Here is a 16,017-nt window from a genome sequence, read left to right on the forward strand (position 1 = left end):
AATATTTTTGCCTATTTCGCCCTCATCATGCTTTTCTTTCATGTTTAGTCATTGCAACACATTTAAAAATAAAACGTGCAGTATCGCGCAATGTGGTGCTATGGTGACCAAACACTGTTTAGTAAATTAAACAAACATCATGAATACGACTCCTGAATTATCCTGTGACGTGCTGATCATTGGCAGCGGAGCTGCCGGACTCTCACTGGCGCTGCGCCTGGCTGAAAAACATCAGGTTATTGTCCTGAGCAAAGGGCCGGTCAGCGAAGGCTCGACATTTTATGCCCAGGGGGGTATTGCCGCGGTTTTCGATGAAACCGACAGTATCGACTCCCACGTTGAAGATACGCTGATTGCCGGGGCCGGGCTGTGCGATCGGCATGCGGTTGAATTTGTCGCCAGCAATGCCCGCACCTGCGTTCAATGGCTTATCGATCAGGGCGTCTTATTTGATACACAGGTTCAGCCTAACGGCGAAGAGAGCTATCACCTGACCCGTGAAGGCGGTCACAGCCATCGACGCATCCTGCACGCTGCGGATGCTACCGGCAAAGAAGTCGAAACCACACTCGTCAGCCAGGCACAAAATCACCCCAATATCCGGGTTCTTGAGCGTAGCAACGCCGTCGACCTGATTGTCTCCGATAAAATCGGTCTGCCGGGAACGCGTCGGGTTGTCGGCGCATGGATCTGGAACCGTAATAAAGAAGCCGTCGAAACCTGCCATGCGAAGTCGGTAGTGTTGGCCACCGGCGGCGCGTCAAAGGTGTATCAATACACCACCAATCCGGATATTTCCTCGGGTGACGGAATTGCAATGGCCTGGCGCGCAGGATGCCGCGTCGCCAACCTGGAGTTTAACCAGTTTCACCCGACAGCGCTGTATCATCCGCAGGCGCGCAATTTTCTGCTGACCGAAGCGCTGCGCGGCGAAGGCGCGCACCTGAAGCGCCCGGACGGTTCACGCTTTATGCCCGATTTTGACGAACGTGGCGAACTGGCTCCCCGCGATATTGTCGCCCGCGCCATTGATCATGAAATGAAGCGCCTTGGTGCAGATTGCATGTTCCTCGATATCAGCCATAAGCCAGAAGAATTTGTTCGTCAGCATTTCCCGATGATTTATGAAAAGTTGCTGGGATTGGGCATTGATTTAACCAAAGAGCCGGTTCCCATCGTGCCTGCCGCGCACTATACCTGCGGCGGTGTGATGGTGGATGACTTTGGCCGTACCGATGTCGACGGGCTGTATGCGATCGGCGAGGTGAGTTACACCGGCCTGCATGGTGCCAACCGGATGGCATCGAACTCATTGCTGGAGTGTCTGGTTTATGGCTGGTCCGCGGCTGAAGATATCGACAGGCGCATGCCTTATGCTCGCGGCGTTAGCATGCTCCCGGGCTGGGATGAAAGCCGGGTAGAAAATCCGGATGAGTTGGTTGTTATCCAGCATAACTGGCATGAGCTGCGGCTGTTTATGTGGGATTACGTCGGTATTGTGCGTACGACCAAGCGCCTGGAGCGCGCTCTGCGCCGTATCACCATGCTGCAACAGGAAATCGACGAGTATTACGCCCATTTCCGCGTGTCGAACAATTTGCTGGAACTGCGTAACCTGGTGCAGGTTGCCGAGTTGATTGTCCGCTGCGCAATGATGCGCAAAGAGAGTCGGGGCCTGCACTACACGCTGGATTACCCAGAGCAGCTTCCAGAAGCCGGCCCGTCCATTCTCTCTCCGCTAAGTCATCACATAAACAGGTAAAACGCCTGGGTCAGTGCCGTGTAACCTTCAGAGTAACGTTGGTCTGGCCCACGAATCACCAGCCTGTCGCTAAAGCACTCCCCGGCCTGCGGGGAGAATGCCAGCAATACCCGATGCGGTAGTCGGGCTTCCGTTTCTGCTACATCCGTACGTAATCGCAGATGCCAGCCCATACTTAATGCCTGCTGGGTAAACGCGTTCCCAATCTGTTCCGGCAGCACGACACAAAAAAAACCATCTTCTGTAATACTCCCCGCCGCCAGTGCCAGCAATGCTTCATGATCAAGTGCGGTCGTATAACGTGCCTGCTCGCGCTGCGGCGTGGCGCATTCCACTCCCTGTTCATAATAGGGTGGATTGCTGATAATCAAATCAAAACGCACGGTCTGGCGCGGTATCCATTGCTGCGCATCTGCTGTATGAACGCTGACGCGATGCCTCCACGGAGATTGCGCGATGTTCTCCTGCGCCTGCTGCGCGGCGTCAACATCAAGCTCCACGGCATCAATGGTGACATTTTCATCAGTGCGCTGGGCCAACATCAGTGCCAACAGGCCACTCCCGGTACCAATATCCAGGATCCGCTTTACGCCCGCAACGGGGGCCCAGGCCCCCAATAAAATGCCGTCTGTTCCGACTTTCATTGCACAGCGATCGTGTGCCACAAAAAACTGCTTAAAAGTAAATCCATTACGTCTCAGTACGGATGTAGACTGGGGCATGAAGAACAACCTTCCTGGAAAAAAAAACGATAACATAGGATAAAAACAATACCTGAGAAGGTATATCCATACAAACAGATGAAGATTGCAGCCGTAACGTCTATAATCAGCGCCCCACTCAGAGGTAGAACATGACTGTAACGACTTTTTCCGAACTTGAACTCGATGAAAGCCTTCTGGATGCCCTCCAGGAAAAAGGTTTCACTCGCCCGACCGCCATTCAGGCTGCCGCCATTCCGCCTGCGCTCGATGGCCGTGATGTACTCGGTTCTGCGCCGACAGGCACCGGTAAAACGGCGGCATATTTGCTGCCAGCGTTGCAGCACCTGCTCGACTTCCCGCGCAAGAAATCTGGTCCGCCGCGCATTTTAATCCTGACGCCAACGCGCGAACTGGCGATGCAGGTTGCCGAACACGCTCGTGAGCTGGCGAAGAATACACATCTGGATATCGCTACGATTACCGGCGGCGTGGCTTACATGAACCACATGGAAGTCTTTAGCGAAAACCAGGACATCGTGGTCGCCACCACGGGTCGTCTGCTGCAATACATTAAAGAAGAAAACTTCGACTGCCATGCGGTTGAAACGCTAATTCTCGATGAAGCAGACCGTATGCTGGACATGGGCTTTGCCCAGGACATCGAGCATATCGCCGGTGAAACACGCTGGCGTAAACAAACCATGCTGTTTTCCGCCACGCTGGAAGGCGATGCGATTAAAGATTTTGCCGAGCGTCTGTTGGAAGACCCGGTCGAAGTCTCAGCGGATCCGTCCACCCGTGAACGCAAGAAGATCCATCAGTTTTACTACCGTGCCGATGATATCGAGCACAAAACTGCCATGCTGATCCACCTGTTAAAACAGCCGGAAGCGACTCGCTCGATTGTCTTCGTACGCAAACGTGAGCGTGTGCACGAGCTGGCAGGCTGGCTGCGCCAGGCGGGCATTAATAACTGCTATCTCGAAGGCGAGATGGTGCAGAACAAACGTAACGAAGCGATCAAACGCCTGACCGATGGTCGTGTGAACGTGCTGGTAGCAACCGACGTCGCCGCTCGCGGGATCGATATTCCTGACGTCAGCCACGTGTTTAACTTCGACATGCCGCGCAGTGGCGATGCCTATCTGCACCGTATTGGCCGTACCGGTCGTGCTGGCCGTAAAGGCACTGCGATCTCTTTGGTTGAAGCGCACGACCACCTGCTGCTCGGCAAAGCGAGCCGCTATATTGACGAACCGCTGAAAGCTCGCGTCATTGACGAACTGCGTCCAACCACGCGCGCGCCAAGTGAGAAATCTAACGGTAAGCCATCCAAGAAAGTGCTGGCGAAGCGCGCTGAGAAAAAGGCGAAAGAGAAAGAGAAGCCGCGGGTGAAAAAACGTCACCGCGACGCCAAAAATATCGGCAAACGTCGTAAGCCGAGCGGAGCTGCTACCCAGCAGTCCGACAAAGAGTAAACCGAATGCCGGGCCATTTAGCCCGGCATTTTTTCACGTGATGCAAAACTCTCTTCAATGCACTCAAGAAACACCCGCATCGCCGGACTAACGACTTTTCCGGCATGATAACCGCACAATGCCGTAATTAACTCAGGTTGTTCACTGAACGGTAATTCAATCAACTCCCCTGAACGTAACTCCTTCTCGACGGCAAAACGCGGTAAAAAGCTGACCCCAAGATTTGCCGATACGCACTGCTTAATGCTTTCAATGCTCCATAACTCAATGGTATTTTCCAGCGTAATCTGTCGTTTACGCAGTAGCCCCTCGAAGCGTTGTCTGAAAATACATTGCGGCTCATTAATGATAAAACTGCAGGGAATGTGCTGGTTATGCTGAGTAAAATCAACGTGCTGAAGCAGTGGCGAAGCAACTAATGCCAGTGACTGATCGCCAAGCGGCATCAACTCCAGGGCATCGTCATTACCCACCCGATAAAAGACCCCCAGATCGACCTCGTCACTGAGCAACGCATCGCGAATGACATAACAGTTGAGCGACTGTAAAGACAACCGCACATGAGGCGCACGTTGTTTAAATCGCTGTAAAACCTGCGGCATTCTATACGCCAGCAGCGTTTCACCTGTTGCGACACGTAGATCGCCGCTCGGCTGCGCATCCTGATGTGCCGACTGTCGAATCGATGCCATCACGCGCGTCAGGTCATGGATATGCGGCATCAGCCGTTTTCCCTCACTGGTGAGACACATCCGGCGACCAATTTTTTCAAACAACTGCACCGAAAGCTCTTGCTCAAGCTGTTGAATATGAAAGGTAACCGTTGATTGCGTACAGCACAGTTTTTGTGATGCCCGCAGAAATGAACCCTCTTCCACCACCGTTTTTAGCGTAATAAACCGACGTAAATCCATCCGCACCAACCCATCGAAAACATCGAACTCAGAATGCAAAAACATTCATTTTTTTTAATGTTTTGCCTCGGGTACTGTCTATCAAAACAAAGGAGATAACAAGTGACCCCCACCCTTTTAAGTGCATTCTGGACCTATACATTGATTACCGCGCTAACTCCCGGACCAAACAACATCCTTGCGCTCAGTGCCGCGACGTCACACGGTTTTCGTCAGAGTACACGCGTACTGGCCGGAATGAGTCTGGGCTTTTTAATCGTCATGCTGATGTGCGCCGGGATTTCATTTTCACTGGCGGTCATGGATCCAGCCATCATCCATTGGCTTAGTTGGGCTGGGGCCGCTTATATCCTGTGGCTGGCGCTGAAGATCGCCACCAGCCCGACCTCGAACGATCGATTGCAGTCAGAGCCGATTAGCTTCTGGGCAAGTTTTGGATTGCAGTTTGTTAACGTGAAAATCATTTTATACGGCATTACCGCGTTATCCACGTTTGTATTACCGTACACTCAGGACGCCCACTGGCTGATTGGGGTGAGTATTCTGTTAGCGCTGATAGGCACCTTCGGGAATGCCTGCTGGGCGCTGGCGGGCCATCTTTTTCAGCGCGTTTTTCGCCATTACGGTCGACAGTTGAATATCATTCTGGCGCTGCTTTTGGTGTATTGCGCGGTGAGGATCTTTTACTAACAGATGCAAAAAAGCGGAAGACGCACTGGCATCTTCCGCTTTTTGATTCTCTGCTAAACGGGGTTATTCCCCGTGAGCCTTACAGGCTCTCAGTAAAGGTACGAGCAATAACGTCGCGCTGCTGTTCTGGGGTCAGAGAGTTGAAACGCACTGCATAACCCGAAACACGGATGGTCAGCTGCGGATATTTTTCCGGATGCTTAACTGCATCTTCCAGCGTTTCGCGACGCAGAACGTTCACGTTCAGGTGCTGACCACCTTCCACGCGGACTTCCGGCTGTACGTCTACCGGTACTTCACGGTATTCGATTTCGCCCAGTTTGCTGACTGCAACGACTTCATCAGCATTGAAACCTGCTTTCGCAACGATGCAGCGAGCTTCGCCTTTTTCGCTGTCCAGCAGCCAGAAAGAGTTCAGCAGGTCGTCGTTTGCAGCTTTAGTAATCTGGATACCTGTAATCATTTGATGCCTCCCCGGCAAAATTATTTGATCTCGGTTGGCCGTCATCCGGCCAATTGGTAAAACCATTGTTGCTTGAGTGTATATATACCCCTCACACACCCTTGAATCTTTGATTTAAATCAATAAAAACCACACATGAAAAGTGGTGATAGGTGGATTTTATTGTTTTACATCAACTTACGCTATGTGCGCAGCTAAACTTTTTACATAAATTTTCAACTATCTTTAAGGGGTAGACCATTGAGTAACGTACAGAATTTTGCGACGTCGAAAGAAGCAGTTAAGCTAGGGGGATTGAAAATTCGCAGGAGAGCGAGATGGCCACCGAATTAACCTGGCACGATGTGCTGGCTGAAGAGAAACAGCAGCCTTATTTTGTTAACACACTGCATACTGTTGCCGGCGAGCGTCAGTCAGGTATGACAATTTATCCGCCGCAAAAAGATGTGTTTAACGCTTTTCGCTTTACCGAGCTTGGTGACGTGAAAGTCGTTATCCTGGGTCAGGATCCTTACCACGGTCCAGGCCAGGCACACGGTCTCGCGTTCTCTGTTCGCCCCGGCATTGCCACTCCCCCCTCGTTGCTGAACATGTACAAAGAGCTGGAGGCAACGATTCCAGGTTTCACGCGCCCAACGCACGGATATCTGGAAAGCTGGGCACGCCAGGGGGTACTGTTACTCAACACCGTACTCACCGTCCGCGCCGGTCAGGCGCATTCTCACGCCAGCCTTGGATGGGAAACATTTACCGATAAAGTCATCAGCCTGATTAACCAACATCGGGAAGGCGTGGTTTTCCTGCTCTGGGGTTCTCACGCACAGAAGAAAGGCGCGATTATTGATACGCAGCGTCACCATGTGTTGAAAGCGCCCCACCCATCACCGCTCTCTGCGCATCGCGGTTTCTTTGGCTGCAATCACTTTGTACTGGCGAATGAATGGCTGGAACAACGAGGTGAAAAGCCAATTGACTGGATGCCGGTATTACCCGCAGAAAGCGAGTAAAAAAATGCCAGCGATTCGCTGGCATTTTTATTATCAGGCTTTGTTCTGACGCCACCACTCCGCGAGCAGCACGCCTGTTGCCACAGAAACGTTGAGCGTTTCTACCTTGCCAGTGCCGTCAATCGCTATGCACAAATCGTCGGCTGAGCATGCTGCTTCTGGCAGAGCTTCACGCTCACGCCCTAATACCAGCACCATTTTTTCCGGCAGCGTGGTAGTAAACAGCGGTTTGCCTTTCGCGCTTGAGGTCATCACAACCGTGTAACCCGCCTGGCGGAAGTCGTCCAGCACATCAACAATGCTGTCGCCGGTAATCGGCTGAACGTGCTCTGCACCACCTTCAGCTGTACGGATGGCCGCACCTGATTCCAGCAGCGCCGCGTCCTGTACCACCACGCCTTTCACACCAAAGTGGGCGCAGCTACGCATCATTCCGCCCAGGTTGTGCGGGTTAGCGATATCTTCCAGTGCCAGCACGCAATCCTGCGCCCCTGCCTGACCGACCCATTGCTTAACGGTAGTACCGTTACGTTTTTTGATCAGGAAACAGACGCCTCCATGGTGTTCAGTGCCAGAGGCTTTCGCCAGCTCGGCTTCGTCAACCACGTGATAGGCTTTGCGGTTTGCAGCCATCCAGCGTAATGCTTCTTTAAAGCGCGGGGTTACGCTCTGAACAAACCAGGCGCGGACGATGGCGTCCGGACGACTCTGGAACAGAGCCTGACAGGCATTCTCACCGTAAACGCGGGTTTCTTCCGCACGCTGACGGCGTAATACTTCAGGATCGATAAAGCTCTTACCGCTAATACCGCCGTGATCGGCTTTATCCGCCGCGTCATCATTCGGTGCGCGGGACACGGTACGCCACGGTGAATCTTCACGTCTGCGGTCACGTTCTACATCGCGGTCACGACCACGTTCACGACCGCGTTCGCTGTTCGGACCCTTTCGGTCATCACGGGCAGGGCGACGACCGCCTTCGGCTCGGGAAGTACCGGGGCGACCACCGCCTTTGCCAGTACGTGGATTTTGGGTGCGTTTATCCGAGTCATCGTCACTGCGGACGTACATCACTTTGACCTTGCCGTTTTTGTTCTTCAGTTCGTCGCTCATGTTTTTCTCCACCTGCTCTGCGCGAAGCGCGCAGATTACCCGATGTGCACGTCGTTAGCCATTATTTCATTTAAAAGCTAAGGACTATTGTACTCATTGAATAAAACGCATTGTTGTTTAGAACAGACTCCCCGATAATATGTAACATAATAGAAACATACTGGCGTTCCTGCCGTGAAGTCCACTCCACTCATCGAGAGGTTAGTTATGAATACCGTTTGTACCAGCTGCCAGGCTATCAACCGCATCCCCGACGATCGCGTCCAGGAAGCGGCTAAATGCGGACGCTGTGGTCACGACCTGTTTGATGGGGAGGTGATCAATGCGACCGGTGAGACACTGGATAAACTGTTAAAAGACGATCTCCCTGTGGTCGTTGACTTTTGGGCCCCCTGGTGTGGTCCATGTCGTAACTTCGCCCCGATTTTTGAAGATGTCGCGGAAGAGCGTAGCGGTAAAGTGCGTTTTGTTAAAGTGAATACGGAAGCCGAACGTGAACTCAGCGCCCGTTTCGGTATCCGCAGCATTCCGACCATTATGATTTTCAAAAAAGGGGAAATCGTCGACATGCTTAACGGCGCTGTACCAAAAGCCCCGTTTGATAGCTGGCTTAACGAATCATTATAATCTCTACGGGGCGCATCTTGTGCCCCGTTTTCACCTCTGCGACAATAGCGTTTTTCAACGTGTTTCCCCATGACCGATAACGCTGTTCTTCAGTTACGCGCTGAGCGCCTCGCGCGCGCCACGCGTCCTTTCCTTGCCCGAGGTAATCGCGTCCGCCGCTGTCAGCGCTGCCTGCTGCCGCAGAAACTCTGCTTGTGCGCAACGCTGGCACCCTCTGAGGCAAAAAGTCGCTTTTGTCTGGTGATGTTTGATACCGAGCCGATGAAGCCCAGCAACACGGGGCGTTTGATTGCTGATATTCTGCCCGATACCACGGCTTTTCAGTGGTCACGCACCGAGCCGCCGCAGGCGCTGTTGGAACTGGTGAAAAATCCAGATTACCAGCCGATGGTTGTATTCCCGGCCTCCTATGCGGGTGAAGAGCGTGAAGTGATTTTCACGCCACCAGCCGGTAAGCCACCATTGTTTATCATGCTCGACGGTACCTGGCCTGAGGCGCGTAAAATGTTCCGCAAAAGCCCGTACCTCGATAACCTACCGGTGATCTCCGTTGATTTATCACGCCTTTCAGCTTACCACCTGCGTGGCGTTCACGCTGAAGGGCAATATTGCACTGCCGAAGTGGCCATCGCCTTGTTGGATCTGGCGGGAGATACGCAAGCCGCAGAAGGGTTAAGCGATCATTTCACTCGCTTTAAAACCCGCTACCTGGCAGGAAAAACTCAACATCAGGGAAGCGTCACAGCAGATTCATCAGAAAACGTTTAAAATCATTCGGTCACTGGTGTCATTAAGGAAGCCGATATGAGTCAGCGTGGTCTGGAAGCACTACTGCGACCGAAATCCATTGCGGTGATAGGGGCGTCAATGAAGCCTAATCGCGCGGGTTACCTGATGATGCGTAACCTGCTTGCCGGCGGTTTCAATGGGCCTGTTTTACCGGTGACGCCCGCATGGAAAGCGGTCCTGGGCGTACTGGCATGGCCCAATATCAACAGCCTGCCCTTTAGCCCGGATCTCGCCGTGTTGTGCACCAATGCCAGCCGTAACCTGGCGTTACTCGAAGCGCTCGGCGAGAAAGGCTGTAAAACCTGCATTATTCTCTCAGCTCCCGCGGCGCAGCACGCAGAGCTGCTGGCCTGCGCATCACGCTACAACATACGTTTGCTGGGCCCCAACAGCCTGGGACTTCTCGCGCCCTGGCAAGGGCTTAACGCCAGCTTTTCCCCCGTCCCGATTAAGCGCGGCAAGCTGGCTTTTATCTCTCAATCCGCTGCCGTATCCAATACCATACTCGACTGGGCACAGCAGAGAGAAATGGGCTTTTCTTACTTTATCGCGCTGGGTGATAGCCTGGATATCGACGTTGATGAGCTGCTGGATTACCTGGCGCGCGACAGCAAAACCAGCGCGATATTGCTGTATCTCGAACATTTAAGTGATGCCCGACGCTTTGTTTCCGCCGCCCGCAGCGCCTCGCGCAATAAACCTATTCTGGTGATTAAGAGCGGTCGTAGTCCAGCGGCGCAGCGTTTACTGCATACCAGCGCCGGGATGGACCCTGCGTGGGATGCCGCTATTCAGCGCGCCGGTTTACTACGCGTACAAGACACACACGAGCTGTTCTCGGCGGTCGAAACCCTGAGTCACATGCGTCCACTACGTGGCGACAGGCTGATGATCATCAGCAATGGGGCCGCGCCTGCCGCACTGGCATTAGATGAACTGTGGTCAAAAAATGGCAAGTTGGCGACGTTGAGTGAAGACACCTGCCAGAAATTACGTGATGCGTTGCCTGAACATGTTGATATCGCCAACCCGCTGGATCTGCGTGATGATGCCAGCAGCGAACACTACGTTAAGACACTGGATATTTTGCTCGCCAGCCAGGATTTCGACGCGCTGATGGTGATTCATTCACCCAGCGCAGCCGCTCCCGGAACCGAAAGCGCACTGGCATTGATTGAAGCGGTAAAGCATCACCCCCGAGGAAAATTCGTCTCGTTGCTGACCAACTGGTGCGGAGAGTTTTCCTCTCAGGAAGCCCGCAGACTGTTTAGCGAAGCCGGACTGCCCACCTACCGCACGCCGGAAGGTACCATCACCGCATTTATGCATATGGTGGAATATCGGCGAAATCAGAAGCAGCTACGAGAAACGCCTGCGCTGCCTGACAGCCTGACCTCCAACACCGCCGAAGCGCATAATCTGTTACAGCGGGCGATTGCTGAAGGAGCGACATCGCTTGATACCCATGAAGTGCAGCCGATTTTACAGGCTTATGGCTTACACACGCTGCCAACGTGGATCGCCAGCGACAGCGCGGAAGCCGTACACATCGCGGAGCAAATCGGCTACCCGGTGGCGCTCAAGCTGCGTTCTCCTGATATTCCGCATAAATCAGAAGTTCAGGGGGTGATGCTCTACCTGCGTACAGCCACTGAAGTGCAGCAGGCCGCCAATGCAATTTTCGATCGGGTAAAAATGGCCTGGCCGCAGGCACGCATTCACGGCTTATTAGTGCAAAGTATGGCGAATCGCGCCGGCGCTCAGGAGCTTCGTGTCGTCGTTGAACACGACCCGGTATTTGGCCCGTTGATTATGTTGGGTGAAGGTGGTGTTGAGTGGCGACCGGAAGATCAAGCCGTGGTGGCATTGCCGCCATTGAACATGAATCTGGCGCGTTATCTGGTGATCCAGGGGATCAAAAATAAAAAGATCCGCGCGCGCAGCGCACTGCGCCCATTGGATATCGCCGGGTTGAGCCAACTTCTGGTGCAGGTCTCCAACCTGATCGTCGATTGCCCGGAAATTCAGCGTCTGGATATTCATCCGCTGCTGGCCTCGGCCGGAGAATTTACCGCGCTGGACGTTACGCTGGATATTGCCCCTTTCACGGGCGATAACGAAAGCAGACTGGCTGTACGTCCCTACCCTCATCAGCTTGAAGAGTGGGTGGAGTTGAAGAACGGCGAGCGCTGTCTGTTCCGCCCCATTTTGCCGGAGGATGAACCTCATCTTCAGCAGTTCATTTCTCAGGTGACAAAAGAAGATCTTTATTATCGCTATTTCAGTGAGATCAACGAATTTACCCACGAAGATTTAGCCAATATGACGCAGATCGACTACGATCGGGAAATGGCCTTTGTTGCGGTGCGTTGTAAAGATAATCACGAAGAGATCCTCGGCGTAACGCGAGCAATCTCGGATCCTGATAACGTAGACGCTGAGTTTGCCGTACTGGTTCGTTCCGATCTCAAAGGGCTTGGACTGGGTCGCCGATTGATGGAAAAATTAATTGCCTATACTCGAGATCACGGACTTATACGTTTGAATGGTATTACGATGCCGAACAATCGTGGGATGGTCGCCCTGGCCCGAAAGCTCGGGTTTGTTGTTGACGTCCAGCTCGAAGAGGGAATTGTTGGGCTAACGCTTAATCTGGCCCAATGTGAGGAATCGTGAGTAAGGTACTGGAAATGTTGACCACATTAATGGGTACTGGTGGTATCATTGCCCGCTTATGTCGTCTGCATAGCACAGAGGACCCTTCAATGAACAGAGAAGAAATGCACTGTGATGTTGTCAAAATTTAAGCGTAATAAACATCAACAACACCTTGCCCAACTACCCAAGATTTCTCAGTCAGTTGATGATGTAGATTTCTTTTATGCTCCCGCTAATTTCAGGGAGACTCTGCTGGAAAAAATAGCCAGCGCGACGCGACGGATCTGCATTATTGCGCTGTACCTGGAACAGGATGACGGTGGTAAGGGCATACTTGACGCTCTCTATGCGGCAAAACGGCAGCGTCCTGAGCTGGATGTCCGGGTGCTTGTCGACTGGCACCGAGCCCAGCGCGGTCGTATTGGTGCTGCGGCATCCAATACCAATGCTGATTGGTATTGCCGAATGGCGCAAGAAAACCCTGGTATCGATATTCCTGTCTACGGTGTCCCGATTAACACCCGTGAAGCGCTTGGCGTCCTGCATTTCAAAGGCTTTATCATTGATGACAGCGTCCTGTACAGCGGGGCCAGTCTGAACGATGTTTACCTGCATCAGCATGATAAATATCGCTATGACCGTTATCAGTTGATTCGCAACGCGCAAATGGCCGATATCATGTTCGATTGGGTGACGCAAAACCTGATGAACGGTCGCGGCGTTAACCGTCTTGATGATATCAACCGCCCTAAAAGCCCAGAAATTAAAAACGACATCCGCCTGTACCGTCAGGAACTGCGCGATGCGTCATTCCATTTTCAGGGTGATGCTGATAACGAACAGCTTTCGGTTACGCCTCTGGTGGGCCTTGGGAAATCCAGTCTGTTAAATAAGACCATTTTCCATCTTATGCCCTGCGCGGAGCACAAGCTTACAATCTGTACCCCTTATTTCAACCTTCCCGCCATACTGGTGCGCAATATCATTCAACTGCTGCGTGAAGGGAAAAAGGTTGAAATCATTGTCGGTGATAAAACCGCCAACGACTTTTTCATCCCGGAAGATGAGCCATTCAAGATCATCGGTGCGCTGCCTTATCTGTATGAAATCAATCTGCGCCGTTTCTTGAGCAGATTGCAGTATTACGTGAATACCGACCAGCTGGTCGTACGCCTATGGAAAGATGATGACAACACCTATCATCTGAAAGGTATGTGGGTTGATGATAAATGGATGCTGCTCACCGGCAACAACCTTAACCCTCGCGCCTGGCGTCTGGATCTGGAAAACGCCATCCTTATTCACGATCCTAAGCAAGAGCTCACCCCTCAGCGCGATAAAGAGCTGGAGCTTATCCGTACGCATACTACCGTCGTTAAGCACTATCGCGACCTGCAAAGCATTGCTGACTATCCAGTCAAAGTGCGTAAGCTCATCCGTCGACTACGCCGTATTCGTATCGACAGATTAATTAGCCGTATTCTGTAATCAAGACCCCGTCCAGTGACGGGGTTTTTCATATGGAGGCAACGGTGCGCCTGTTCATTCTTACCAGTATCCTTGCCATTTCGGGCTGCAGCCATATGGCTAACGACCAGTGGAGCGGGCAAGACAAAGCTCAACACTTCATCGCCTCCGCCATGCTTGCCGCAGCCGGCAATGAATATGCCCAACATCAGGGCAACAGCCGCGATCGCAGTGCGGCTATCGGCCTGATGTTCTCAGTCAGCCTGGGTGCGTCAAAAGAGCTGTGGGACAGCCGTCCCGCTGGGAGCGGCTGGAGCTGGAAGGACTTCGCCTGGGATGTTGCAGGCGCATCTACCGGCTATGCGGTCTGGCAACTGGCACATTACTAGAGGCGCAGACCTTTCCCTTTCCCATGCAGCATTAGCGATACTAAAAACGCAACGACTGCCAGCGCAGTGACGTACCAGAAGAATGTCGTTTCCATACCGACAGACTTCAGGGACAACGCGACATATTCGGCTGAACCGCCAAACAGCGCATTGGCCACCGCATAAGATAAGCCGACCCCCAGAGCGCGTACCTGTGCCGGGAACATTTCGGCCTTCAGAATACCGCTAATTGACGTATAGAAACTGACGATTAACAGGGCACACATCACCAGAGCAAACGCCATATACGGGGATGTTACGCTTTGCAATGCTGTCAGAATGGGAACGGTGAAAATCGCGGCCAACGCGCCAAAACACAGCATTGAAGTACGTCGGCCAATTTTATCTGACAAGGCGCCGAACAGCGGTTGTACCAGCATGAACACACACAGTGCCGCCGTCATAATCCCACTGGCTACGTTGGCATGCATACCGGCTGTGTTAACCAGGTACTTCTGCATATAGGTTGTGAACGTATAAAAACACAATGATCCCGCGGCGGTAAAACCAAGCACCATGACAAAAGCTTTGCGATTACGCCACAGACCTTTCAGGGAACCCGCTTCTTTCAGCGCGCGAACATCCTGTTTCGAGGTTTCATCCAGTTGGCGACGCAGCCATAGCGCAACAATAGCCAGCACGGCACCCAACGCAAATGGAATACGCCAACCCCACTCTCTGAGCGCTGAGTCTTCTAACGTGTGCTGTAATATGACCACAACCAGTAATGCCAGTAACTGTCCGCCGATTAACGTTACGTACTGGAATGAAGCATAAAAACCTTTCTTACCTTCAACGGCGACTTCACTCATATAGGTCGCGCTGGTTCCGTATTCACCACCGACAGATAACCCCTGGAATAGCCTTGCCAGCAGTAATAGCGCAGGCGCCCAGGTACCGATAGTTTCATATCCCGGTAGACAAGCGATCACCAACGATCCCATGCACATCATACAAACGGACAGCAACATGGACTTTTTACGCCCGTGCTTATCCGCGATACGGCCAAACAGCCAGCCTCCAATTGGTCGCATCAAGAAGCCAGCGGCAAAAACGCCAGCGGTTTGTAAGAGTTGTGTGGTGGTATTTCCTGATGGAAAAAAGATATGAGCAAAATAAAGAGAGCAGAATGAATAGATATAGAAATCAAACCATTCGACCAGATTCCCTGATGATGCTCCGACAATCGCCCATATACGACGGCGGGTATCGCCGTCTGCCAGCGCCCCGTTCTCAGTTACACTACTATCAGCCATTAGAATTGTACCCCTGCCAACAATCGCGTGAATTTATCAATGATGGTCGTGTGTTTTTGGTGAATGGAATGTTATATAATTGTTATATCTTATTGTGCGGTAAAGATCACGATTTTAATTAGCAGAGAAAGGATTCAGATATGTTCGAGGGAGAGATCCGTGTAGTAGATCGAGACAGTGTGCTTTTGTTGGTCGATTAAGGCTGTTACGTCGAATCCGGCAATGTACTGCCGCGTTGCCTGATGCGCTGCGCTTATCAGGCCTACAAAATACGTTCAGCCCAGCCCCTGTAGGCCGGATAAGGCGGCACGCCGCATCCGGCAATGTACCGCCGTGTTGCCTGATGCGCTGCGCTTATCAGGCCTACAAAATACGTTCAGCCCAGCCCCTGTAGGCCGGATAAGGCGGCACGCCGCATCCGGCGGTTTTTGCCCCGCACAGACGCAAAAAAGCCCATCCGTCAGGATGGGCTTCTTCACTAAATTAATGCCTGGCAGTTTATGGCGGGTGCCCTGCCCGCCACCCTCCGGGCCGTTGCTGCGCAACGTTTAAATCCGCTCCCGGCGGATTTGTCCTCCTCAGGAGAGCGCTCACCGACAGACAACAGATAAAACAAAAGGCCCAGTCTTTCGACTGAGCCTTTCGCTTTTATTTGATGCCT

At 52.5% G+C, this 16,017-nt stretch carries 14 protein-coding genes; 9 read left to right on the forward strand and 5 right to left on the reverse strand.

Annotated features, from left to right (window positions below):
- Nucleotides 1-139 precede the first annotated feature (139 nt).
- On the forward strand, nt 140-1,762 hold the full coding sequence (gene nadB, locus OGY33_RS13395) for an L-aspartate oxidase (protein WP_048225097.1): 1,623 nt from the start codon (nt 140-142) through the stop codon (nt 1,760-1,762).
- On the opposite strand, the gene trmN is transcribed toward nadB, so the two are convergent.
- Entirely contained in the window at nt 1,747-2,484 is a 738-nt protein-coding gene (trmN, locus tag OGY33_RS13400) for a tRNA(1)(Val) (adenine(37)-N(6))-methyltransferase TrmN (protein WP_191238225.1), read from the reverse strand. The two genes, nadB and trmN, sit on opposite strands and share 16 nt — an antisense overlap.
- A 131-nt stretch (nt 2,485-2,615) precedes the next feature.
- Here trmN and srmB point away from each other — a divergent pair, with 131 nt between their 5' ends.
- On the forward strand, nt 2,616-3,944 hold the full coding sequence (gene srmB, locus OGY33_RS13405; RefSeq protein WP_003835340.1) for an ATP-dependent RNA helicase SrmB: 1,329 nt from the start codon (nt 2,616-2,618) through the stop codon (nt 3,942-3,944).
- Nucleotides 3,945-3,961: 17 nt separating this feature from the next.
- On the opposite strand, the gene OGY33_RS13410 is transcribed toward srmB, so the two are convergent.
- Nucleotides 3,962-4,858, reverse strand: coding sequence for a LysR family transcriptional regulator (locus tag OGY33_RS13410; RefSeq protein WP_191238224.1), 897 nt, complete (start codon nt 4,856-4,858; stop codon nt 3,962-3,964).
- Between the two features lie 102 nt (nt 4,859-4,960).
- Here OGY33_RS13410 and eamB point away from each other — a divergent pair, with 102 nt between their 5' ends.
- On the forward strand, nt 4,961-5,548 hold the full coding sequence (gene eamB, locus OGY33_RS13415) for a cysteine/O-acetylserine transporter (protein ID WP_048225104.1): 588 nt from the start codon (nt 4,961-4,963) through the stop codon (nt 5,546-5,548).
- A gap of 79 nt (nt 5,549-5,627) precedes the next feature.
- Here the strand turns inward: eamB and grcA are convergent, their stop codons facing one another.
- Complete coding sequence (gene grcA / locus OGY33_RS13420; protein WP_003037563.1) at nt 5,628-6,011, reverse strand: autonomous glycyl radical cofactor GrcA; 384 nt, start codon at nt 6,009-6,011, stop codon at nt 5,628-5,630.
- 317 nt (nt 6,012-6,328) lie between these two features.
- On the opposite strand from grcA, the gene ung reads away from it, so the two are divergent.
- Complete coding sequence (gene ung / locus OGY33_RS13425) at nt 6,329-7,018, forward strand: uracil-DNA glycosylase (RefSeq protein ID WP_008785504.1); 690 nt, start codon at nt 6,329-6,331, stop codon at nt 7,016-7,018.
- A 33-nt stretch (nt 7,019-7,051) separates the two neighbouring features.
- Here ung and OGY33_RS13430 read toward each other — a convergent pair whose 3' ends face one another.
- A complete protein-coding gene (locus OGY33_RS13430; RefSeq protein WP_020996710.1) occupies nt 7,052-8,131 on the reverse strand; it encodes a tRNA/rRNA methyltransferase in 1,080 nt (359 codons plus the stop codon).
- Nucleotides 8,132-8,338: 207 nt separating this feature from the next.
- Between OGY33_RS13430 and trxC the strand changes: the two genes are divergently transcribed.
- The 5 genes from trxC to OGY33_RS13460 all read left to right on the forward strand — a co-directional run bounded on the left by trxC (nt 8,339) and on the right by OGY33_RS13460 (nt 14,061).
- Nucleotides 8,339-8,758: a thioredoxin TrxC gene (trxC, locus tag OGY33_RS13435; protein ID WP_008785506.1), complete on the forward strand. Its 420-nt coding sequence runs from the start codon at nt 8,339-8,341 to the stop codon at nt 8,756-8,758.
- Nucleotides 8,759-8,827: 69 nt separating this feature from the next.
- Complete coding sequence (gene tapT / locus OGY33_RS13440) at nt 8,828-9,526, forward strand: tRNA-uridine aminocarboxypropyltransferase (protein ID WP_003835347.1); 699 nt, start codon at nt 8,828-8,830, stop codon at nt 9,524-9,526.
- A gap of 36 nt (nt 9,527-9,562) precedes the next feature.
- A complete protein-coding gene (locus tag OGY33_RS13445; protein WP_057066699.1) occupies nt 9,563-12,223 on the forward strand; it encodes a bifunctional acetate--CoA ligase family protein/GNAT family N-acetyltransferase in 2,661 nt (886 codons plus the stop codon).
- Nucleotides 12,224-12,337: 114 nt separating this feature from the next.
- Complete coding sequence (pssA, locus tag OGY33_RS13455; protein WP_003835350.1) at nt 12,338-13,693, forward strand: CDP-diacylglycerol--serine O-phosphatidyltransferase; 1,356 nt, start codon at nt 12,338-12,340, stop codon at nt 13,691-13,693.
- Nucleotides 13,694-13,725: 32 nt separating this feature from the next.
- Complete coding sequence (locus OGY33_RS13460; RefSeq protein ID WP_153687927.1) at nt 13,726-14,061, forward strand: YfiM family lipoprotein; 336 nt, start codon at nt 13,726-13,728, stop codon at nt 14,059-14,061.
- On the opposite strand, the gene OGY33_RS13465 is transcribed toward OGY33_RS13460, so the two are convergent.
- Nucleotides 14,058-15,356 carry an MFS transporter gene (locus OGY33_RS13465; protein WP_008785510.1) on the reverse strand — a complete coding sequence of 433 codons (1,299 nt, stop codon included), beginning with the start codon at nt 15,354-15,356 and terminating at the stop codon, nt 14,058-14,060. The genes OGY33_RS13460 and OGY33_RS13465 overlap by 4 nt on opposite strands.
- Nucleotides 15,357-16,017: the final 661 nt, after the last annotated feature.

It is taken from the genome of Citrobacter sp. Cpo032 (assembly GCF_030332975.1).
GTDB lineage: Bacteria > Pseudomonadota > Gammaproteobacteria > Enterobacterales > Enterobacteriaceae > Citrobacter > Citrobacter portucalensis.